Below are 21,550 nucleotides of genomic sequence, written 5' to 3' on the forward strand. Positions count from 1 at the left end.
AGAGATATGCAGGTGAGCCCCCGACGTCGCCAGGAGATCGTCGACTCATTGCGCCGCGGTACCGTTCCCCAGCGAGGTCTCGACGTGATGGCGGTCGGACTTGATCGCTTCGCGCCGACGATCAAGGCTGAGCTTGGCGTTGTCGCGAACGGTGGGGCCCAGTTTAAGGCAGTGCGCGGCGAGTACGGCTCAGGGAAGACGTTCTTCGCACGCTGGATGAGCGAGACCGCGAAGGCCGCGGACTTCGCGACCGCCGAGGTGCAGATCTCCGAGACGGAGACGCCGTTGCACAAGCTCGAGACCGTGTATCGGCGCATCGTCGAGAGCATCTCGACGTCGTCGGCGCAGCCGAGCGCATTCAAGGAGATCGTCGACAGTTGGTTCTTCAATCTCGAAGGCGACGTCGTCGATGGGGGAGTGGACCCGAACGACCGCCAAGCCATCGCGCGAGCGACCGACGAACTCATCGAGAAGCGGCTCGCCAACGTCAGCAGGACCGCGCCCGCGTTCGCGACGGCATTGCGCGGGTATCGTTCAGCGGTTGAACGAGGAGACTCCGCCGAGGCAGATGGCCTCATCGCCTGGCTGGGTGGACAACCGCACGTCGCCGCGAGCGTGCGACGCTACGCGGGCATCAAGGGCGAACTCGACCACTTCGGCGCGCTCGGCTTTCTACAGGGTTTGCTCGCCGTGCTCAAGGACGCCGGGTATGCCGGACTTATTGTCATTCTCGACGAGGTCGAGACACTGCAGCGGGTGCGGTCTGATGTGCGTGAGAAGTCACTCAACTCGTTGCGGCAGCTGCTCGACGAGGTTGATGCGGGCCGGTTCCCTGGCTTGTATCTCCTCATCACCGGCACGCCTGCCTTCTTCGATGGCCAGCAGGGAGTGCAGCGACTGGCTCCCCTCGCGCAACGCCTCGAGACTCGATTCGAGACGAACCCGCGCTTCGATAACCCGCGCGCCCCGCAGCTCCGGCTCACGGGGTTCACGTACGAGTCACTGCACGAGCTCGGCGGACGCATCCGCGATATCTACGCCGACGGTGCCGACAACGGATACCGAGTCGCCAGCGCCGTCGACGACAGGTTCATCGACTCCTACGCAGCCAAGATCGCCGGGCAGCTCGGTGGAAAGGTCGGCATCGCCCCGCGAGTGTTCCTTCGCCAGCTCATCGACGTGATGGACAAGGTCGACCTCTACGTCGACTACGACCCGAGGCGTGAAGCGCTCGGCGAGGCGGGTCCGCTCACGTCGCTCACTGAAGAGGAGCAGGCAGCCATCCGCCGCGGCGAGGTTCGTGTGCCGACTCCCGTAGGCGTCGACGATATCGACCTCGGCATCTGATGGGCGCGGCCGGCCTGCACTCGGCGATCGAATATCACGTCGTCAACTCACTCGGCTGGCCGTCGCTGCGACCGCTGCAGGAGGCATCGGTCGCCCCGATTTGCAGCGGGGCCGACTGCCTGCTGGTTGCGCCCACCGCTGGAGGCAAGACGGAAGCGGCGGTCTTCCCGCTGCTCTCGAGCATGATGGATGACTCGTGGCACGGCTTCACCGTCATATACGTGACCCCGCTCAAGGCGCTGCTCAACAACCTGCTGCCGCGCTTGGAGAAGTACACCGAGTGGGTCGGCCGCAGGGTGGCGCTTTGGCACGGCGATGTCGGCGATGGCGATCGCCGACGCATCCTCGCTGACCCGCCAGACATCCTGCTCACCACGCCGGAATCGCTCGAGGCGATGCTCGTCTCGCGGCGAGTCTTGCATCATCAGTTCTTCCGGAGCATCCGCGCGATCGTCGTCGACGAGGTGCATTCGTTCGCGGCATCCGATCGTGGCTGGCACCTGCTCGCGGTACTCGAGCGGCTGCAGCGCATCGCCGACCGGCCGATCCAGCGAATCGGGCTGTCGGCGACGCTCGGCAACCCGGAGGACGTGCTGCACTGGCTGCAGGGCTCGAACCGGGCTCGCGGTGTGTTCGCAAAGGTCGTGCGCGACTCGAGCACGATTGCTGAGCCCGAGATCACGCTCGACTACGTTGGCTCGCTCGAGAACGCCGCTGAGATCCTGTCGCGGCTGTTCGTGGGGGAGAAGCGGCTCGTCTTCTGCCAATCGCGGGCTCAGGCCGAGGAACTCGCGTTCGAACTGCGACAGCGGGGCGTGACCACGTATGTTTCCCACTCCTCGCTGTCGGTCGATGAGCGGCGCATCAGCGAGCGGGCGTTCGCAGAAGCGCGCGACTGCGTGATCGTCGCCACATCGACGCTCGAACTCGGCATAGACATCGGCGACCTCGACCGGATGATCCAGATCGATGCGCCGTTCTCGGTGTCGGCGTTTCTGCAGCGACTCGGTCGCACCGGGCGGCGGCCAGGGACATCGCGGAACGCGTTGTTCCTCGCGACCGAGCTCGATGCGTTCGCTCGAGCGGCGGGCCTCCTGTTGCTGTGGTCACGTGGCTTCGTCGAGCCGATCGTCGCCCCGCCGCATCCGCGACACATCGCTGCGCAGCAGCTGCTCGCGCTCGCGCTGCAGGAAGGTCGCATCCCGATCGCAGGCTGGGAAGACTGGTGGGCGGGTTCCGCGGTCATGGATGGCGCGACCGAGGTGCTTGACTACCTCGTGGGATCCGACTTTCTCGTCGCCGATGGCGACCTGCTGGTCATCGGACCTACGGCCGAGCGTGCATTCGGTCGTCGCAACTTCATGGACCTCCTGTCCTCGTTCATCGCAGACCTCGAGATCCGTGTGCTCCAAGGCACCAAGGAGATCGGGTCCGTTGCACCGATCTCGTTGCCGAAGGATGTCGCGGATGGGCTTCGGCCACTCCTACTCAACGGTCGCGCGTGGAGGATCACCGACGTCGACTGGGAGAAGCGGGTGACATATGTCACGCCGGACGCAGAAAAGGGCAAGGTGCGCTGGTCGAGCGGCTCGGTCGCCGAGCCGTTCGAGCTTCTGCGCGCTCGGCGTGACGTGTTGCTGGGGGAGGACCCGCCGGTGACCCTCTCGGCTCGGGCTGTGCGGCGGCTCGCGTACGTTCGTGAACTGCGTGCGGCTGACGTCGACGCCGAGGGGACCGTCTTGAGCAAGGGCGCGAAAGGGGCCACCCTTTGGGGTTTCGCCGGTCTTCGCGCGCATCAGACTCTGATCGCAGCACTCGGCGAGGTCGCTGCGGAAGCAGTCGCCGACAACGAGATGATCCGGTTCCCGGATGGAGTCTCGGTCGCCGACCTGAGGTCGGCGGATGTCTCGGGCGCGCTGCCTGCGGTGCCACCCGAGGCAGTTGCGGGGCTCAAGTTCTCGGCCGCGCTGCCCGTCGAGATGGCGACGGCGACTCTCTCGGAGCGGTTCGTGGATCGGAGCGGTGCTGAACGCGTTGTGGCGTCTCCGCTCGCAGTGCACTGAGGACGGTGCGCGCACCTCCACACCCGATCGCCGCTTTCCGCCCTGCCAGGAGGGGGCGCCATAGCCTGAGATCACCATGATCGAGCCCTTGAAGGAAAGCGGGCCGCCGACGTCCACCGCCTGAGCTGCTTGCGCGGAATAGGGTGGGCGCGTGGATGCCATTCTCGAGCGACGAGCCGTCGGAGACATCACCGGGTCTTTGTTCGTCCCCGCATACCAGCGCGGCTATCGGTGGGGGAATGAGGAAGTCGGGCGGCTGCTCGACGACGTCTGGGCAAGTGGGGGTGATCCCTACTACCTGCAGCCTGTCGTCGTGAAGTCGCTGCCAGATGGAAGGTGGGAGCTGATCGACGGACAGCAACGGCTGACGACGCTGTTCCTGATCTTCCAATACATGATGACTGAGGGCCTGCAGAACGCCGGTGCGGGATTCACGCTCGAGTATGAAACGCGAGGCGGAAGCTCGGACTTTCTGAGTAATCCGTCGGAGGACCGCCGGCGGGAGAACATCGACTTCCATCACATCTTTGCCGCTTACGCGTACATCGATCGATGGTTCGATCAGTTTGACCATCGGAAACAATGGGCGGCGAATCGCTTCTACGACTACCTCTTCGAGTCGGTGCGCGTGATCTGGTACGAGGCACCCAAGGAGCTCGACTCGATCGAGCTCTTCACTCGGCTCAACGTCGGACGGATCCCTTTGTCGGATGCCGAGCTGGTAAAGGCACAACTGCTCGCGAAACTCCACCATCGCGCGGGATTCTCCGATCGCAGCGAGCAGACGGCGGCGCAATGGGATCAGTTCGAACGTGAACTCCGGGTACCCGAAGTCTGGTCGTTCGTAACCACCCGCGATGAGGATGACCCGACGCGAATCAGCTTGATCCTTGACACGCTCGCGGATCGTCTCGGCGGCCCACCACCAGGCGAGCATCGGCCGCGGTACTACACTTTCGAGACGCTTCGACCGGCGATCGATGCTGACCCTCAGTCGTTCTGGGACGACGTCGTAGCCCTGCACTCCCTCATCGTCGGCTGGTACGAGGATCGTGACATCTTCCACAAGGTCGGCTACCTCATCGCGACGCGCAAGCACACGTTCGCGAGTCTTCTGTCAGCCGTCGCCGGTTTGACGCGGCCCGCGCTTCAGGCGAAGCTCGATGGCTTCATTGCCGTGCACCTGAATCTGACTGCCGGCCAGGTCGCCGATCTCGATTACCAGAAGTCGAGTTCCAAGTGCTCGGACGTCCTTCTCCTCATGAACGTGGAGACCGTCCGGCTTCGCGCAGACTCGACCGAGCGTTATTCGTTCCATGCCCACTCGCGAGGAGTTTGGTCGCTCGAGCACATTCATGCGCAGAACGCGCTCGATATCAAGCGCGACGAGAAGGTGTGGGCCGAGTGGCTCCGACTCCACCGCAACGCCGTCGCTGACGTCCCGAGCCTCGATGAGGCCCTCCGCTCAGATCTCCTTGCCGAGATCGACGGCGTCCTTGAGGCGATCGCCGACCCGCGGGTCGTCGCGATAGGCACTCAGTTCGACCAGGTCAAGGCTCGCGTCGAGCAAGCGCTCACCGCGAGGGAAGACGATAGCGAGGACGGCGTGCACACGATCTCGAACCTTGCCCTACTGGCGAGCGGCGACAACAGCGCTCTGTCGAACTCGACGTTCGAAGTCAAGCGACGGGAGATCATCGGCCGCGACAAGAACGGCTCATACATCCCCGCGTGCACCCGGAACGTCTTCTTGAAGTACTACACCGAGGCCGACGACCAACAGATCCACTTCTGGGGCGTGCAGGACCGTGAGGCGTACCTTCGAGCGATCCTCGCGGCGGTTGCGCCCTACTTGAGACCCGACCCCGAGGTAGACAGTCAGGAGCTCGCTACATGAAGGGGCTCAGGACATCGTTCGTCGGAATGTTCGCAGCCGCCGAGGGAGGAATGCCTCAAGTCGCGCGTGTAGAGATCCCGCTTATCCAGCGGGACTACGCACAGGGCCGGAGAGGCCCGCTCGTCGAAGCCATTAGGCATGACTTCCTCGGAGCGCTCATCGCAGCGATAGCAGGCAGCGACCCTCTGGATCTCGATTTCGTCTACGGGGAGATCGAGGGCTCCACGCTCAAGCCTCTGGACGGGCAACAGCGACTCACAACCCTCTTCCTGCTGCACTGGTACATCGCGGCGCGTACTGGCCGATTGGGCGAGGCGGCTGGACTTCTCAAGCTCACGTACGCTACTCGTCCCACGGCCGAGCTCTTCTGTCGGCAGCTTGTGAACCCGAAGCATCCCCTCACGGACGAATTCACCACGCCTTCAAAATGGATTACCAACCAGGCCTGGTACTTGTACGCGTGGAGGCACGACCCGACCGTTCAGGCGATGCTGGTGATGCTGGACGCTATTCACGATCGACTCGGACACGAGCATGTAGATCTCAGCGCCGCATGGGCGCGGCTCACCGACACGGAGTCGCCGGCGATATCGTTCTACTTCCTCCCCATCGACGACATGCCCTCTGGGGACGAGCTGTACATCAAGATGAATTCGCGCGGTAAGCCCCTGACTGACTTCGAGAACTTCAAGGCTCGATTCGAGAAGTTGCTGGATGACACTACCGATAGCAGCAGGTTTGACCGCATCACCCACAAGATCGACGGCGTGTGGACCGATGTCCTCTGGCAATTCGACGGCGGCGACGACGTCATCGACGACGAGTTTCTGAGGTACTTCGAGTTCGTGGTCGAGGTCTGCGAATGGCGGGACGGCGACCCGATGCAGGCTGCGACCCTTCTCGAGCGCGCGGAGCGAGCCTTTGGGTCAACCAATCCCAGGCGCGAGACGCACCTGGACTTCCTGGAGCATGCATTCGACACATGGGTGGGCGTTGACGACGTCGATGCGGCTTTCGCAGACGTGTTCACCGACGCGGATGGCGCAGCGATCGCCGCAGAGCAGAAGAAGATTCCGCTCTTCGACGCGACGAACATCAATCTGTTCGCATCGTGCTTGCGCACCTACGGGATCAAGCGTGGTCGGGGGCGCCAGTTCTCCTTGGCAGAAACGCTCTTCCTGCTCGCAGTCATTGTCCATCGTCAGCACCAGACACCGGACTTCGCCCGCCGCGTTCGAGTCTTGCGAAACCTCATCGATCTGGCCGATGACGAGGTCCGCGAAGCTCGCATGACCGACCTTGTTCCCGGTGTGGACCTGTTGATCACGAATGGGTCGCTCGACGAACTCCGCGGCTTCAATCCCGATCGCATCCGAGACGAGCAGACGAAGCGATCATTCACCGGCAGCGATCTCGAGCCGGTGATTCATCGTCTTGAAGACCATCCACTTCTCCGTGGCCGAATCTTCGCGTTCGATCTGGAGCCATCAACGCTTCCGTCGCGAGCGGTTGCTTTCGGCCGCGTGGCCGAGCCGCATGCGTGGGGGCGCCTCGCCGCTGCTCTGCTTGCGAAGGGCGATTATGGCTTTGATCTCGGTAGTGGCCGCGTCAGGCAATTCGGAACGGGAGCTCCGAACCAAGCGTCTCGATGGCGCGAAGTGCTCTCGCACACTGGGCGAGGACGAAACGGTGCGCTACGCACGGCCCTCGGAGCACTGCTCGACGAGGTCGCAGCATCGAGCGATCCCGCCGTGGAGAGCCTAGAGCGCATATCCTCTGAGTTTCTCGCCGCCCGACGCGCAACTGGCCGGCTCGACTGGCGGTATTACATGGTTGCCTACCCGGCAATGCGTGAGGGAACAACGGGAATCTACTATGGCGAACATCGATCTACCCGCGACGTCTGGGGCTACTCCATGTGCATGCTGAGGACGGCGTCCCTCACGGGCAGCGCATACTATCGAGACCCATACTTGCTCGCGATCTATCGCATCAGCGCCGTAGAGGACCGGCTCAACGACCCCTGGTTCCGCGGGTATGAAACAACACCGAGGTGGCTCCGGCTCTCAAGGAGTGGCATCGGAATCAGATGTGTGGAGGAGGGCTTCGAGCTTGCAGCACCACAGGATTTCGACGCCGCGAACCGATTCAATGCCGTCTGCGAGGCACGTGGTGTGACGGACTCGGGGTTTCTGCCGGTTCGCCAGGTAGAGGTCGACGGTGAGCTGATTGACACGGAAGACCGCGTCCTGAAGGGCGCGGCTCTCGTCCGGGCGCTCGTCGAGGTGGGCCTTTAGCGGCCGAAGATACCGATTGAGCAGTCGTCGTTGGTCGCATTCCGGATGGTGCTATCCACGAGCCGCCGCAGCCGCTTCCTGTACTCGGAGTTCTTGCTCTGCTGACCGGGTGCCGTGCCGACGGCGGCGATGAGTTTGGAGCATGCGCCCGCCAGCTCGCCAGTGCGCGGGTCGTACAGGCTGTCTCCCGTGCCATCACTCATGAGGATGAATCCGCTGACTCCGTCGAGGGATCCGCGGAAGAGTCGCAATGACTCGAGTGCACGCGCCGAAGTGACGAACGTTGTTTGGTTCGCAAACTCGGCGTTGTCCGGACCCGAGATGACCTTCAAGTCGCCGTGCTTCAGATACCCGACGACCCCGTCTCCGACATGCGCGCCGAGGAACCTGTTGCCGAATACGGCTACACAAAGGAATGTCGAGGCGAGATCATCGGGTGATGCATGGTGCCTTTCCGCGGCGGCTGCCACCTTGGCTACAAGTCGACCGAGGAGATCCACTTTCACCTGGACGCCGTCGTTGGATTCAGCGTAATCGGCGAACTGTTCTACGAGTACGGCACACCCTTCATCAACGACCGCCTGGGCGCCGAACTCCGAGTGGGACGCTGAGCCCGCCCCGTCGGCCAGGCAAAGGACTTGGACGCCCCCGCGAGACAGGTACTTCGTCCGGTCTTGGACCGGCGTGCCGTCGCGCAGGTGGCTACGCCCCCTCGCCTGGTAGTGGAACTCTTTGAACACCTACAGCTCCGCCCAGCCAGCGAGCCCTTCGAGATCGAGCTTGACAGCGTCACCGGGCGTCGACCGCGACACTCGCGCTACTGACCGAGAGAGCCATTCGAAGAACTCTTTGAACTTCAGCCCGTCGAGGCGCAGCGGAGGACGGTTTGGGCTGAAACGGGCGAGCGTCCTCATGTCGGCGCCGCCCCCGATGCCGATCGGAAACACAGTGAGCTTCTTGGCCTCGACCAGGTCGATGACGCGCCCGACGGCGATGTCGATGTCGTCGGTGGGCGCGCCGTCCGTCATGAGCACCAGCCACGGCTGGTAATAGAGGACGCCACTCCCGGAGTAAGTCGCTTTTCTCTTCTCGAGCGTGTCCAGAGCGAGGTTGACACCGGCGCCCATTGCGGTGGTGCCGCTCGCCCTCAAGGCCGAGATCCGCTGCAGTCGCTCGATGCTTGCGAAGTCATGGACGAGGCCCGCAGACGAATTGAACTCGACAATGTTGATCTCGGCGGAGTCGTGAGCGTCGTCATCTTCGTCGATCGCGTCGTAGAAGAGGTTGACGCCGCGGATGAGTTCCTCAATCGGCGAACCGTTCATCGAGCTGCTGGTATCGAGGCAGAGTGAGACGGGTACGCGCGGGGTGGGGTTGTCGACGAGGTCGTCGGCTCCGATGTTAAGACGTGCCATGGTGCATCCTTTCGTTGAAGCTGTTGCTGCTAGCTGCCGGCGATCCATTTCCGGAGCCGTGCCCAGAAGCCCACCTGGGGCTGCGCGCTCGGCTTGGGATTGGAGGCGGTGGCACCGGTCCGGATTGTGGGTGGCAGCGTCGGAACGCAACCGGCGGGGTAGCGCCCGCCGGAGCCGGCCTTGTGAGTTATGGGGACCGCTCTGCCGTTCCGTTGGTGCCACTCGACGTTTCCATAGGTGATGTAGGGCTTCTGGCACCGGGCGCAGAGACGAGACGGGTCGAGCATGTTGGCGCGCGCTTGCCGTTCGTCTTCCTTTTGCGCGCACGACGGGCACCGTCCGTACCTCAGCTGGCTCTTCGGGAAGGTCAGGCCGCAATCTCGGCATGGCACAGGAGCACGGCCCGGCTGTTGATCACGGCACTTGTTGCACTGCCGTGGGACGAAGTACTCCTGGGTGTCGTCGTTCCAAATGCCAGCGATCGCGTTCTGGCGTGCGCAGGTTGGGCAGTTCTGGACAGGGGTGTCCTGCTTGAACGCCTTGTTGCGGATCGGGTAAACATCGTTCGACATCGGGTCGAAGCTCATCCGTTTGTTGCCCAGATAGTTCTTGTAGGCCTTGAAGGCTTCAAGCCACTCACCGGCTGTCGGACGACTCTTGTAGCGCCTGCCTTCGCGATGGAAGGTGTGCCAGAAGAGGTCCTTGACGGGCTTGTGGATGTGGCTCCACATGTACTTCCAGTCGCCGTCCGGCTGGTCTTTGTTGTTGCGGTTCTCGTACTGGAAGGCGAAGTTGCCCTCCTTGATCAGCTGAACCATGTCGCCGTCGGTTCCCGTTCGGATGTAGGGGAACTGTCCGGTCATGACGATCATGAAGAGCATTGTCGCGACGGCGAAGAGTTCGTCCTCCATTGTGCGCAAGTCGTTGGAGTAGGTCTTCCCGAGCATCGCGGGTGAGGTGAACATCGGCGTGCCGACGGGGCAGGGGTAGCCCTCCAGCTGCCAGGAGTCAGCGTCAATGACGAAGACGTTCTTCCTCTCATCGACCATGAGGTTCTTGGGGTTGATATCGCCGACGATCACGTTCATGGAGTGGAGGTACTGGACCATCTCCAAGAACGAGATACAGATGTCGACAAGGTCGGCCTTCCTCCAGCTGGGGAACTCGCGCTCGAACTTCCGCTTGTTGAAGATCGTTCGTTGAAATTCGCGCCCGCTGGCCTTCGGCATCACGTATCCGACGAACTCGCCGTGGCTATTGCGGACGACCGCCGAGGGGATGCACAGGCCCTTCGCGCGGAGGTTTCGGCTGACAAGCAGCTCGATCTTCTCCTTGCGGTGGCGGGTGAGGTGGTCCTTGTCGAAGATCTTGACGACCGTGCTGCGATCGGCCTCGTATACGGCCCCCTCGCCGCCTTCACCAAGCAGCGCGCCGAGCATGAGCGAGCCACTCCGGTCCGCGGATGCCCACGTGACATGGTCTCCCTGCTTTGGGCGTGCTGAGAAGTCGAGTGGCGTATCGCTCGGTTTGAGCCTTGCCCGCGCAGAGAACGGGTTGGTCGGTGTTGACGCAGCGGTCGGACGTCGCGGTGCCGGCGACGGTGACTTCGCTGCCCTCGGGCTCAGCTTGACTGTGGGTTCATTCAGCGCGAACGCCTTGCCGAAATCAACCAGAAGCGGCTTCAGCACCTTGACCTCGGACTCGTCCTTGAAGTGACCGGTTCCCTCAGCAATGTGTGTTGCGTGGCGGTTGTACTTGCGGAACCCGCGCTCGAGCAACGACTCGTCGGAATCGATCTCCAGGTCGCCATCCCTTGTGAGGACCCCGACGACGAGGCGCTTGCCGATCCGATGCGCGAGAAGGCGGATCCGCAGCTTGATCGTGATGTCATGGGTGAGCAAGCACATCTCGTACATGCCGGCGAATCGCTCGAAGAGCTTCAGAAAGAGGTCGTCAGCGTAGGGGTTGGTGTCGTCGCCGAGGTCGCTGCGCACGAGCCCGACGTTGCTCGCGCTCTCCAGGAAGGTCAGCGCGGCACCGGCCTTCCTGATCGCTTCGGCGCGCTCGGCCGTCTCGCCGGAGGGATCGATCTGGCTCTGCTTGGTGAGTTCGCCGACAACCTTCGTCGGCACGACGACAGGATTGCCATTCGCGAGGATCTCGCTCTGGCCGCGCTCGAAGAGGCGCTTCAATCCGCCAGCGCGGCGTGTGTCTGTGTCCATGAAGACGTTCGTATCGATGAATAGCCGCCGATTCGGCTGGAGAAACTCGAGGGGGTCGAGGAGCCTGTACTCGATCGCGTTGGGCACTACGTCCTCTCCATCTTCTTGCAGGTGCGGAGCTTCGGGACCGGACTTGTGAGGCCGGACGGGAACTGATGGTCGACTGCGCCGAGCGCCTGTTGCTGTGGAGCGATCGTCAGGGGCGTCGCCTGTTGCGCCGTCCCCGGCCGGGTACTCCGACCAGGCAAGTCGCTCCTGAAGCATTGCGACGGAGACAATCGGGAGACTCCCGTACCGGGAGTCAAGGACCACCGCCTCAATCTCGGCACCGACGGAAAGGGTATCGCCCGGCTTCCCCCCTACCTCGACAGGAAATTCGCGCAACGGGAGACGACCGAGTGTTCCGAGGCCGAGGTCGATGAGGATCTGCTCGTGGCCGACGTTCACCACAACTCCTGTTACAACCTTGCCTTCGTCGGGAAGGTTGATTCCCGGCGACTCCTCGTCGACCCAGTCGTCGGTTTCATCCTGATCAGTCCAGTCGTCCGTGCTGTAACGAGCGCTCATTGCGCATCGCCGAACGAGATGTTGCTGCGGAACTCCTCTAACGCTGCAGCGGCCTCTTCATGCTCCACTTGACGCTCTCGCTGATACTTCGCAATCGCGCGCATCGGAATGCGCCGGTGGGTCCCGACGCGGACATGCTCGACCGTGCCCGCATCGACGAGCTTCATCAGGGTTGGTCGAGACATGCCGAGCATGGTTGCGGCCTCGGTGCTTGTGAAGAGGTCCTTGGCGAGAATCACGACGGCTCCGGTCGAATGCTCCGCCTCGAGCAACTCCAGCACTTTCTCGGCGCTCCGACGCGTCAAGTTGAGAGTCACCGTCACCTCATCCCGCGACGCGTCTAGGGCGTCACGCAGCGCTTGGATGTCGTCGGGAAGGATGTCCGGCATGTTCACCTCCAACTGAAGCAGACGAAACTAACTGTAATAACTGTAATCAACTGCTGCAAGTGACGTCAACGGTGGGACCGCGAGGGCGCCGTGAGCAAAATCCAGCTTCATTTCCCCAGGTCGTCATGCGAGCCAGGCGTCGAATGCAGCCGCGACCTAGCATCTCCACCGCCGCGTGCTCGCTCGAGTGCCCTAGGTCCCGCGCCTCTGGCCCCTCAGTGGTCATCGTGCCCTAGCGAGGAGGTCCTGAGGGGCCCGCGCTGTGCGGTTCTTTTTGCGGCTCTTTTTTCTCCCCAGACGCCGGCTAAAGAGGGCATGAAATTAGCAATCACCCACCCCGCCCGCTCACCCGCCCTTTTGTATACCTACTGGCATCCACAAACAAACACGTGCGCGCTCACCACGGTGCACGCCTTCAAGTTGCCGTCGGCGCAGTAGTCGAGCACGCTCTGCCAGTACGGGCGGTCATCGCCGTAGAGCGTGACCAGCAGTGCGATCTTCTCGATGCGGTTGAAGAGCGAGCGGATGCTTCGGACCAGTTCGAACGCGGCGGCCCAACCCCCTCGTCAGTCGCCTGCGGGCCGGCGAACTCTGCAGTGACCCCCGCACAATGGGGCCGCGGAGTGCGCTGAGAGGCGAGCGAGGTCGGGGTGCGAGGTGACCGGTCAATGCCTCGCTTCGACCGGGTCGGCGGCGGGTCGAGCATCTACGTGCTCGCGCCGCCGGTGTTCGCGCTCGTCCCGTGTGGAACCTGGTCGTGGACGTCTGGCTGCTCGTGCGACCGCTGGTGCTGCGCCGCGCTGTGTTCCGTCGGTTCGCAACCGCTGACACACCCCCGGCCAGCGTGCTGGAGCCGGACGGCGAGCGGGCTGCCGGGCTCAGGCGACCACGGCCGCGGCCGCGAGCAGCAGGCCGGCGGCGCACGCCCACACGCGGAGGCGGTCCCCGCGCCGCCAGACCTTCTCGCCGATGAGGAGAGCACCGACGAGCACGGTGGCGACCAGCGGATGGCCGGCGAGCGTCAGGACCGCCATCGCCGGGCCGCAGGCCACCAGGCACACCGCCGCGTTGCGAAGGCCGAAGGTCGCGGCTGACGCGTACGCGGCCGTTCCACGGAGGCGGATCGGCGAGGTGCGGCAGCAGCGTGCGAGGGCACGCCGCTTGCTCGCGGTGAGTTCCCACACCGCCGCCGCGATGATCGCGACGACGAGCGCAGTGCGGGGCACGGCGCCGGCCGGGAGGTCGAGTTCGCCGATGGCCCAGCCCAGCGCCGCGATGACCGAGCCGAGCGCCGTCCAGGTGGCGAGGTAGGCGATCGTGAACGTCGCGACCATGACCGTGCGGCGGCTCGGGCGGCTCACCTGCGCGACGTACCGCACGGCCGGAAGCACGGTCGGCAGCATCATGGCGGCGACCATGAGCGTCCACATCGTGAGGAACGACAGCAGTCCTGCGGCGCCGACCAGGCCGCCCACGAGTGCCGGCGCCGCGCCCGCGCCGGCATCGGCATCGGCGCCCGGGGGTGTCGCCAGCCCCGCGGCATCCGAAACCGCATGCCCGTGACCGCCGATGAACCACACCTCCCGGCCGGATGCCCCAGCCGACACGAGCGCGATCGTCACCCACGCGACCCACGCCACCATCGCGACGGCGAGCAGCGCGCGTTCCTCGGGTCGACGGCCCGCCAGCCAGGCGGCTCCGGCGCGCGGGATCGCGCGCGTCGGGGAATCCGTCGTCGTCATGCCGCTCACTGCCGCACTCCTTGCCCCGCCCTCACCCGGCGAAGAGGTCGATGCTGCCGATCGAGAGCTCGGGGTCGGGCGAGCGGTCGGTCGCCTCGCCGCCGAGGCGGAGGGTGATGCGGGCCTTCGTCGGGTCCCACGTGCCGCTCGCGATGAGGTCCTCGACGAGCTCGGTGATCTCGAACGTGAACGAGAGGCCGTGCTCGGCGTCGGGGTGGTCGGCCCGCTCGGCGCCGAAGGTGGGCAGGGTGCCGACGAAGCGCGCGGCCTCGGGTCGGTCGCCGTCGGGGTCGAGGAAGAGCTCGTAGATCCGATCGGAATTGCGGTCGACCGAGATGTGCTCGACCCTGAGGAAGTAGCGCGTGGGCGGCTCCGGCGCGGGGCGGTCTTCCGGCGCCCGTGGAACGGACGGAGGCGGCGGCGCGTCGAGCGGGAACTCCAGCGTAGGCGACTCGCCGGCCGTGAGGCGCAGGGTGCGATCGAGTGCGCCGATCCGCTGCATCCGACGCGGTTGCGGCTCGGGAAGGGGCTCCCGCCGCCGCTCCGGCCCACGCGGCGCACGGCCTCCACCGCCATCGCCACCACCGCCATCGCCGCCGCCGGGAGGCGCCGGCGGGAACACGCCGTTCAGCGCATCCACCCATTCGGGCTGCATGACGCCGAGCACGAACACGGGCGCGGGCTTCGAGAGGTCGTCGTAGGCGTACCCGAGCGGCGGGGTGTCGACGACGTCCGACGGATGCCACGGCTCGACGGTGCCGTCGGGCTCGAGGAACGGGAACGGCTCGCCGAGGTAGGCGCCCGCCGTCTCGTCGCGACCGACCCCCTGCGTCACGCGCCAGAGCTCCCAGAGGCGATCGATGTTCGCGTGGTGCAGCCAGAAGATCGGGTCGCGACCGGCGACCGCGGGATCGAGCATCTGCCCGCCGACGGCGTTGTGCACCGAGTTGTGCGGGGACCGCTCGAGCTGGCCGGTGCCGCCGGCGGCCACGTGGGTCGGCGGAGTCCGCTCGCCGCCGAAGGTCACGTTGGCCTGGGCGTCGAACAGGCCGCTGAACTGGAGGTTGCGGTCGAGCCATCCGGCCGTGTCGAGCGAAGTCGGCGGGATGAGCGTGTCGACGAGGGTGCGAAGCGGGTCGTGCAGGTGGTTGGGCGCGCCGTCGCGGCGCAACGGCGAGCGGAACGGATGCGGCAGGAACGCCGTCGCCGGCCGGTGATAGTTCCAGTACGGCAGGGCCCAGGTCGCCTTGGTGTCGTCGTCGACCTCGTCGAGCTCGGCGATGACGTCGATGAGGATGCGCTCGAAGTGCGCGAGGTAGATGCGATGCCACGGCAGGAAGTACCAGGTTCCGTGCTGGCACTTCGCGAGCAGCGGATCGTTGGTGGCGAACGGCGTGCCGTGCAGGGCGGCCTGATAGTCCCACCGCTCCGGTGGCGTGCGGGCGGGGTCGCGCAGGGCGCCGACCGCCCGTTCATACGCATCGACGAACGGATGCCACGGGCCATCCGTCGGCTGCAGGGCCCAGATGTCCTCCCGGATGCGCGGGGTCGTGGGCGGCGTCGGCGCTTCGGCGGCGGCTGCGATCTCGTCGAGCCGTTGCACCGTGAGCGGCCCCACGTCGGGGATCGGGTTGGCCACGCCGAGCTCCTCGACCTTGAAGGTCACGACCGCGGCGGCGGTCTCGCTGCTGTACTCGGAGTCGGCGCCGTGCAACGGAAGCACGTCGGGTCGCCAGATGAGCAGCGCGGCCTGCACCTTGCCGACCGCAGGGTCGGTGCGGTGCTGCGTCTCCGAGAGGCGCTCGGGTCCGCCGCCGGCGATGTGCTCGAGCAGGTCGTCGCCGGCGAAGAGTTGCGATGTGAGCACGATGGTCCCCCGTCTCTGCGTCGGGGCGGGGCGCGGCGGGCATCGTCGCGAACGCGCTCCGATCGGGGGCAGACTACCCCCGTGACCGCCGTGCTGTCCCGGGGTCAGCCCTGAGAGCGTCGCTAGGCGGAGGCTCTCAGGGGCTCGAGGGCGGCGAGGACGAGGTCGAGGCCGAAGATGAACTCCTCCGAGGGGTCGTAGCCGGCAGCGGCGAGCGTCGCGGCGGACTCGTTGAGATAGGGGAAGTCTTCCGGAGGAAGCTGGGGCAGGTAGACCTCCTCGGTCATGTCCGCGAGCTCGTCGGCGGTGTCGAACGGCAGGCTCGCTGCCTGCAGGGCGTAACCGTAGACATAGCTGTTGAGCAACCAGTTGGCGTGCGTCGCCGTCACGACCGAGAAGCCGGCCCTTCGCAGGCAGGCGGTGACTGCTTCGCGGTGGCGGAGGTTCGCGGGCCCCGGCGAGGTCCGCGACTCCATCAGGCCGATCGCCCACGGGTGGCGTGCGAGAACCGATCGGGCGGAGAGCGCCTCCCGTCGCATCGCCGACTGCCAGTCGGTGTCTTCGGGCGGGAGTTCGATCTCAGCGAACACGATATCGATCATGGCGTCGAGCAACTCGTCCTTGCTCGCCACGTAGCGGTAGAGCGTCATCGCGCCCGCGCCGAGCGCGCCGGCGAGCCGGCGCATGCTCAGCCCGTCGACCCCCTCGCGGTCAGCGAGCCGCACCGCCTCGAGCGCCACCCGCTGCTTGCTCAGCCCCATGTCTGACGCGACCTGGCGTTGTTCCCTCGCAGACACGGGTCTCCTCGTTCTCTCGACCGGACTTGACAAGCGTACAGCGTACGTGTCAGAGTACACCGTACGCGTACAATGTACGCGTACGGTGTACGAGGCCAACGGAGGTCGCAGCTCGGACCACAGGAACGACGAGAACGACTCAACCCGTGCGTCTGCACGCCCAGACCTGCCGCCACCCGGCGACCGGACCGCTCCTCGCGAAAGATGAACCGATGAACCACCGAACGAACACCGCGAACCTGCTCGACAACCAGCCGATCTCGGTGCGCGCCAAGCTCGCTGCCGCATGGACCAGCTTCATGTTCCTGTACATCTACGTCGACTTCTTCAACCTCTACAAGCCCGGGGTCGTCGACGGCATCCTCAAGGGCCTCGTCTGGAAGTTCGACGTCAGCCCGACGTTGTTGACCGTCATGCTCGCGTCCGTGGCGATCCCGGCCCTGATGGTGATGCTCTCCATGACGCTGCCCGCGCGGGTGAACCGCGCCACGAACCTCGTCGTCGCATCGCTCTACATCCCCTACTCGCTGTTCAACGCGGCAGGGGCGACTTGGGACTGGGCCTTCTTCTACGGCCTCTCCATCGGAATCGAGGTGCTGCTCCTGGCCTTCATCCTGCGCTCCGCCTGGACCTGGCCCCGAACCCCCGCCGTCGACGCCGCTCCCGCGACGACCGACCTTCGAGAGGCACTTCGACAGTAGGGCGATCTGGAGAAGCGGCCGGCGACCGACGGTGTTCGGCTCGCCGGCCACACGAACGGCGGCGCGTCCACCCTGCGACGAGCTCCTCGCGGCGGCATAGACTCCGCAGCATGGACGAGTCGGCCGCCCTCGACACGACCGCGGCGCGCGCCGTCGAGACGGCCGACCGCGATCGGGTGCTGTGGACCGACGCCGACCGCGAGTGGGCCAGCCGAGCGGCGGCGGCCATCGTGGGGGAGCGGGCGAGCGCCGAGGAGTTCCTCGGGCGGCGGGCGCAACTCGTGCTCGAACGGATCGGCACACGCCAGCCCGCCGTGACGCGCACGGTGCGCGGCATCCGGTGGCGGCCGTGGGTGGGCGTCGTGACGGTGTTGGCGGCGTTCGCGTTCGGGGTGCTCATCGATCGCGTCGGCGGCGGGTCGAGCATCAACCTGCTCGCGCCGCCCGTGTTCGCGCTCGTCGTGTGGAACCTGGTCGTGTACGTCTGGCTGCTCGTGCGGCCGCTGGTGCTCCGCGGCGGCGCGGTCGGCCCGCTGCGAGCGCTCGTGATCCGCATCGCGTCGGTGCGTGGGGGCCTCGGTGAGAGCAGCCGAGCGGATGCCGCGACGGCAGCCCGGCGCACCGTGCTCGCCGCGCTGCCCCGCGAGTGGGCCCGCGTCGCCGCACCGCTCTATGGAGCCCGCGCCGCCCGCGTGCTGCACCTAGCCGCGGCGGCGACCGCGCTCGGCGTGCTCGCCGGCCTGTACACGCGCGGGCTCGCGTTCGAGTACCGCGCGTCGTGGGAGAGCACGTTCCTCGGCGCCGAGCAGGTGCACGCGCTCCTCTCGGTGACGCTCGCGCCGGGCTCGTGGCTCACCGGCATCCCGGTGCCCGACGTCGCCGCGATCGAGGCCATCCGTGCGCCCGCGAGCGAGAACGCCGCGATGTGGATGCACCTCATGGCCGGAACGGTCGCCGTCGTCGTGATCATCCCGCGGCTGGTGCTCGCCATCGTCTCGGGGCTCGTCGAGCGGCGTCGCGCGAAGCACGTTTCGTTGCCGCTGACCGAGCCGTACTACCGCCGCCTCGTCGCCGCGTGGGTGGGCGAGCCCACGCGGGTGCGCGTCATCCCGTACAGCTACACCCTCACGCCCGAGGCGCGGGCGGGGCTCGAGGCGATCCTCGCGCGGGCGTACGGCAACGCCGCCCCGGCCATCGAGGAGCCCGTCGGGTGGGGCGACGACGAATGGCTGGGCCCGCTGACGGATGCCGCGGGCACGGGGTTCGCCGGCGCGCCCGAGATCCGCCTGCCGCTGTTCAGCCTCACGGCCACGCCCGAAGCCGATGCGCACGGCGCGTTCCTCGGGCAGCTCGGCGCGAGCGGCGGCCGCGGTGCGGCATCCGGACCCACCGTCGTGCTCGTCGACGAGTCCGCGTTCGTGGCGCGCTGGGGTGGCGGCGACTCGCGCCGCGAGGAACGCCGCGCCGTGTGGCGCGAGCTCGTCGAAGCGCACGGCGGCGTGCCGGTGTTCGTCGACCTCGCCGACCCCGACCTGGCGGCGGCGGAGGCGCAGCTCGCGGACGCGGCATCCGCGCACGAGGGCGACGCGGCGACGCCCGACGCGAGGCGGCGGCGATGAGCGAGCGCGCGGCATCCGCTGGGCTGAGCCAGCCGAGCCGCCCAGACGCGACTCGACCGGCGATCCCGGGGCTCGACGCCGGCGCCATCTCGCTGTCGCTCATCTCGCACACGAACGCGGGCAAGACGACGCTCGCGCGCACGCTGCTCGGACGCGACGTCGGCGAGGTGCGCGACGCCCCGCATGTCACCGCCGAGGCGACGCCGTTCCCGCTCGTGCAGACGGCCGACGGCGACCTGCTCACGCTGTGGGACACGCCGGGCTTCGGCGACAGCGTGCGGCTCGCGCGCCGCCTGCGGCAGGACGGCAACCCCATCGGCTGGTTCCTGTCGCAGGTGTGGGACCGCTACCAGGACCGCGTGCTGTGGCTCAGCCAGCTCGCCGTGCGCAACGTCGCCGAGCAGGCCGACGTGGTGCTCTACCTCGTGAACGCGGCCGAGGCGCCCGCCGACGCCGGCTACCTCGCACCCGAGCTGGAGGTGCTCGAGTGGGTCGGCAAGCCCGTGCTCGTGCTGCTCAACCAGACCGGTCCGCCGCGCGAGCGTGCAGCCGAAGACGCGGATGCCGCACGCTGGCGTGCCGCGCTCGCCGCATCCGGCCACGTGCGCGAGGTGCTCGCCTTCGACGCGTTCGCCCGCTGCTGGGTGCAGGAGTTCACACTGTTCGACGCGATCGAACCGCTGGTTCCGGATGCCTCGCGGCCGGCCTTCGCCCGCCTGTCGGCCGCGTGGCGCGACCAGCGCATGGACGAGTTCTCCGCCGCCGTGTCGGCGCTCGCCGGGCCGATCGCCCGGGCCGCCGTCGAGCGCGTGACGCTGACGCCGCCATCGTCGACGTCGGGGTCGAAGTCGAAGTCGGAGTCGCTCGCGAAGCGGGTCGGCGGCTCGCTCGGGCTGCCGAGTCCGGCGCAGGCGCAGGCGCGAACGGATGCCGCCGACCGGATGGCCGCCCGCCTGCAGGCCGACCTGCGGCAGGGCATGGAGCGGCTCATCGCGATCCACCGCCTCGAGGGGCGGGCCGCCGACGAGGTGCTCGAGCGGGTGGCGAGCGACATCCACATGGACGCGCCCCTCGACACCACGCGCACGGCCGCGGTCGGCGGCGTCGTGTCGGGCGCGCTCACCGGGCTCGGCGCCGACCTGCTGGCCGGCGGCCTCACGTTCGGTGCCGGCATGGTCGTCGGTGCGATCCTCGGTGCGCTCGGCGGCGCGGGCGTCGCGCAGGGGGTCAACGTGGTGCGCGGACGCGACGAGTCGAGCCTCCGGTGGGAGGAGGCGTTCCTCGACGGGCTCGTCACCTCGGCACTGCTGCGCTACCTCGCCGTCGCCCACTACGGTCGCGGTCGCGGCGCCTGGCGCGAGGGCGAGTATCCCCCGCACTGGCGCCCGATGGTCGTCGACCTGGTCGTCGCCGAGCAGGACCGGCTCGCGGTGCTCTGGTCGCGTCGCGGCCAGGGCGAGGAGGTGCTGCAGCGCGAACTCGAGGAGCTGCTCGCCGACATGGCGCTGGAACTGCTCGACGAGCTGTACCCGGGGGCGCTCGACGAGGAGACCGACTCGGTCCCGACCACGGGCTGAACCGGGCAGCGGATGCCGCGGCATCCGCTTCGCTCGCGCTAGCGGTGCAGATGCGCCTGCTCGCCGGTGGCGCCCTTGATGTCGTTCTCCGTCGTGTGCAGCAGTCGCTCGGCGAGGTTGCGCAAGGCGCGCGCGACGGCGAGCTCGTCGCCGATCTCGGGCACCCTGGGGTCGTGCGGATTGCGCTGCGCTGTGCCGACGCCGGTCACCACGTGGCCGGCCGGGGTGCTCAGGGTGAGGTGCGCCAGCGTGCTGTCTTCGTCGTCGTCTTCGTCGATCTCGACGGTGATGCTCCACTGCTTCGTCGCAGACATGGAACTCACCACCTTCCGGTCTGGTTCCACGGGTCAGCGTAGTCACCTGCCGAACGCGCGGCGAGGGTCTTCTCGGTAGGTGCTGGGCAGCGGCATCCGTGACGTCGGTAGCGCGCCGGCGCAACATCGGTAGTCGCTGCCGATTCGCGCGAACGCTCCCGAGAGGAGTGTGGTCTCAGGCGAAAACGCCACCACACTCACCCGAAGGGAACGGAACCATGGACCTCGCAAACGGGTACCTGGCCCACACCATGCACGAACAGAACCTCGCTGCGGCGGACCGCATCAACGCGTACCGCCGGCGGGCGGCCGAGCGTCGCGCGCTCGAGGCGCAAGCGGCCACGGCCTCAGCCTTGTCGAACGAGATCACGTCGGCCGCACCCGACCGCTCCCGCTGGAACCGCATGGTCGGCGCGCTCACCCCGAGCGGCTCGCACGGGCACACGGCCACCCTCCCCAGCCGGCCGTGACGGCCGAGCCCACCCAGCCCGTGACTCACTGACTTCTGCGACCGAAGGGAGGTGCGTGATGTTCGCGACCATGATCCTGCTCGGACTGCTCGCCGCGACGGCGGTCACGTCGTCGCTGGTGCAGTTCCGCCGCGACGGCTACCGCCGCACGCCGGCCATCTAGGCCGAAGCCCGGATGCGCCGATGCGCCGATGCGCCGCCGCCCCGCCGATGCCTGCACATGCCGAACGGATGCGCCCGCCATGGGCGCATCCGTTCTGGCGTCT

At 66.8% G+C, this 21,550-nt stretch carries 16 protein-coding genes; 8 read left to right on the top strand and 8 right to left on the bottom strand.

The features are described 5' to 3' along the window. The first annotated feature begins 6 nt into the window (after window positions 1-6). The 4 genes from brxD (at window position 7) to J2X63_RS10560 (ending at window position 7,604) form a co-directional block, all read left to right on the top strand. Window positions 7-1,347, top strand: coding sequence for a BREX system ATP-binding protein BrxD (gene brxD / locus J2X63_RS10545; RefSeq protein WP_309976832.1), 1,341 nt, complete (start codon window positions 7-9; stop codon window positions 1,345-1,347). Beyond that, a complete protein-coding gene (locus J2X63_RS10550; RefSeq protein ID WP_309976834.1) occupies window positions 1,347-3,410 on the top strand; it encodes a DEAD/DEAH box helicase in 2,064 nt (687 codons plus the stop codon). Before brxD ends, J2X63_RS10550 begins: the two co-directional genes overlap by 1 nt. Window positions 3,411-3,561: 151 nt before the next feature. Continuing rightward, entirely contained in the window at window positions 3,562-5,307 is a 1,746-nt protein-coding gene (locus J2X63_RS10555) for a DUF262 domain-containing protein (RefSeq protein WP_309976836.1), read from the top strand. After that, complete coding sequence (locus tag J2X63_RS10560; RefSeq protein WP_309976838.1) at window positions 5,304-7,604, top strand: DUF262 domain-containing protein; 2,301 nt, start codon at window positions 5,304-5,306, stop codon at window positions 7,602-7,604. The genes J2X63_RS10555 and J2X63_RS10560 overlap by 4 nt, the downstream gene beginning before the upstream one ends. On the opposite strand, the gene J2X63_RS10565 is transcribed toward J2X63_RS10560, so the two are convergent. The 7 genes from J2X63_RS10565 to J2X63_RS10595 form a co-directional block, all read right to left on the bottom strand. Continuing rightward, a complete protein-coding gene (locus J2X63_RS10565; protein WP_309976840.1) occupies window positions 7,601-8,344 on the bottom strand; it encodes a PP2C family serine/threonine-protein phosphatase in 744 nt (247 codons plus the stop codon). The two genes, J2X63_RS10560 and J2X63_RS10565, sit on opposite strands and share 4 nt — an antisense overlap. Continuing rightward, window positions 8,345-9,019, bottom strand: a complete 675-nt coding sequence (locus tag J2X63_RS10570; RefSeq protein ID WP_309976842.1) for a VWA domain-containing protein — start codon at window positions 9,017-9,019, stop codon at window positions 8,345-8,347. Between the two features lie 29 nt (window positions 9,020-9,048). Further along, complete coding sequence (locus J2X63_RS10575; protein WP_309976843.1) at window positions 9,049-11,808, bottom strand: protein kinase domain-containing protein; 2,760 nt, start codon at window positions 11,806-11,808, stop codon at window positions 9,049-9,051. Further along, entirely contained in the window at window positions 11,805-12,197 is a 393-nt protein-coding gene (locus tag J2X63_RS10580) for a helix-turn-helix domain-containing protein (protein WP_309976845.1), read from the bottom strand. Before J2X63_RS10580 ends, J2X63_RS10575 begins: the two co-directional genes overlap by 4 nt. Window positions 12,198-13,075: 878 nt before the next feature. Beyond that, window positions 13,076-13,939, bottom strand: coding sequence for a DUF2182 domain-containing protein (locus tag J2X63_RS10585; protein ID WP_309977898.1), 864 nt, complete (start codon window positions 13,937-13,939; stop codon window positions 13,076-13,078). 31 nt (window positions 13,940-13,970) lie between these two features. Beyond that, the gene (locus tag J2X63_RS10590) at window positions 13,971-15,806 is read right to left on the bottom strand and encodes a tyrosinase family protein (protein ID WP_309976847.1); all 1,836 of its coding nucleotides are present in this window, start codon (window positions 15,804-15,806) and stop codon (window positions 13,971-13,973) included. Between the two features lie 122 nt (window positions 15,807-15,928). Then, window positions 15,929-16,603 carry a TetR/AcrR family transcriptional regulator gene (locus J2X63_RS10595; RefSeq protein WP_309976849.1) on the bottom strand — a complete coding sequence of 225 codons (675 nt, stop codon included), beginning with the start codon at window positions 16,601-16,603 and terminating at the stop codon, window positions 15,929-15,931. A 212-nt stretch (window positions 16,604-16,815) separates the two neighbouring features. Between J2X63_RS10595 and J2X63_RS10600 the strand changes: the two genes are divergently transcribed. From J2X63_RS10600 to J2X63_RS10610, 3 genes are all read left to right on the top strand, one after another. Next, the gene (locus J2X63_RS10600) at window positions 16,816-17,304 is read left to right on the top strand and encodes a DUF6326 family protein (RefSeq protein ID WP_309976851.1); all 489 of its coding nucleotides are present in this window, start codon (window positions 16,816-16,818) and stop codon (window positions 17,302-17,304) included. A gap of 110 nt (window positions 17,305-17,414) precedes the next feature. Beyond that, window positions 17,415-18,923, top strand: a complete 1,509-nt coding sequence (locus J2X63_RS10605; RefSeq protein ID WP_309976853.1) for a DUF2868 domain-containing protein — start codon at window positions 17,415-17,417, stop codon at window positions 18,921-18,923. Then, window positions 18,920-20,500 (top strand): DUF3482 domain-containing protein, encoded by a 1,581-nt coding sequence (locus J2X63_RS10610; protein WP_309976855.1) that lies wholly within the window; start codon window positions 18,920-18,922, stop codon window positions 20,498-20,500. Before J2X63_RS10605 ends, J2X63_RS10610 begins: the two co-directional genes overlap by 4 nt. 38 nt (window positions 20,501-20,538) lie before the next feature. Here the strand turns inward: J2X63_RS10610 and J2X63_RS10615 are convergent, their stop codons facing one another. Next, window positions 20,539-20,814, bottom strand: a complete 276-nt coding sequence (locus J2X63_RS10615) for a DUF1876 domain-containing protein (protein ID WP_309976857.1) — start codon at window positions 20,812-20,814, stop codon at window positions 20,539-20,541. Window positions 20,815-21,032: 218 nt separating this feature from the next. On the opposite strand from J2X63_RS10615, the gene J2X63_RS10620 reads away from it, so the two are divergent. Further along, window positions 21,033-21,284: a hypothetical protein gene (locus J2X63_RS10620; protein WP_309976859.1), complete on the top strand. Its 252-nt coding sequence runs from the start codon at window positions 21,033-21,035 to the stop codon at window positions 21,282-21,284. Window positions 21,285-21,550 lie beyond the last annotated feature (266 nt).

Origin of the sequence: Agromyces sp. 3263 (assembly GCF_031456545.1) — a bacterium.
Lineage (GTDB): Bacteria > Actinomycetota > Actinomycetes > Actinomycetales > Microbacteriaceae > Agromyces.

Excerpts from the sequence above, each read along its gene's own strand:
- brxD (WP_309976832.1), top strand. The coding sequence starts at position 7 with ATGCAGGTGAGCCCCCGACGTCGCCAGGAGATCGTCGACTCATTGCGC.
- J2X63_RS10550 (WP_309976834.1), top strand. The coding sequence starts at position 1,347 with ATGGGCGCGGCCGGCCTGCACTCGGCGATCGAATATCACGTCGTCAAC.
- J2X63_RS10560 (WP_309976838.1), top strand. The coding sequence starts at position 5,304 with ATGAAGGGGCTCAGGACATCGTTCGTCGGAATGTTCGCAGCCGCCGAG.
- J2X63_RS10570 (WP_309976842.1), bottom strand. The coding sequence starts at position 9,019 with ATGGCACGTCTTAACATCGGAGCCGACGACCTCGTCGACAACCCCACC.
- J2X63_RS10575 (WP_309976843.1), bottom strand. The coding sequence starts at position 11,808 with ATGAGCGCTCGTTACAGCACGGACGACTGGACTGATCAGGATGAAACC.
- J2X63_RS10580 (WP_309976845.1), bottom strand. The coding sequence starts at position 12,197 with ATGCCGGACATCCTTCCCGACGACATCCAAGCGCTGCGTGACGCCCTA.
- J2X63_RS10585 (WP_309977898.1), bottom strand. The coding sequence starts at position 13,939 with ATGACGACGACGGATTCCCCGACGCGCGCGATCCCGCGCGCCGGAGCC.
- J2X63_RS10600 (WP_309976851.1), top strand. The coding sequence starts at position 16,816 with ATGAACCACCGAACGAACACCGCGAACCTGCTCGACAACCAGCCGATC.
- J2X63_RS10605 (WP_309976853.1), top strand. The coding sequence starts at position 17,415 with ATGGACGAGTCGGCCGCCCTCGACACGACCGCGGCGCGCGCCGTCGAG.
- J2X63_RS10610 (WP_309976855.1), top strand. The coding sequence starts at position 18,920 with ATGAGCGAGCGCGCGGCATCCGCTGGGCTGAGCCAGCCGAGCCGCCCA.
- J2X63_RS10615 (WP_309976857.1), bottom strand. The coding sequence starts at position 20,814 with ATGTCTGCGACGAAGCAGTGGAGCATCACCGTCGAGATCGACGAAGAC.
- J2X63_RS10620 (WP_309976859.1), top strand. The coding sequence starts at position 21,033 with ATGGACCTCGCAAACGGGTACCTGGCCCACACCATGCACGAACAGAAC.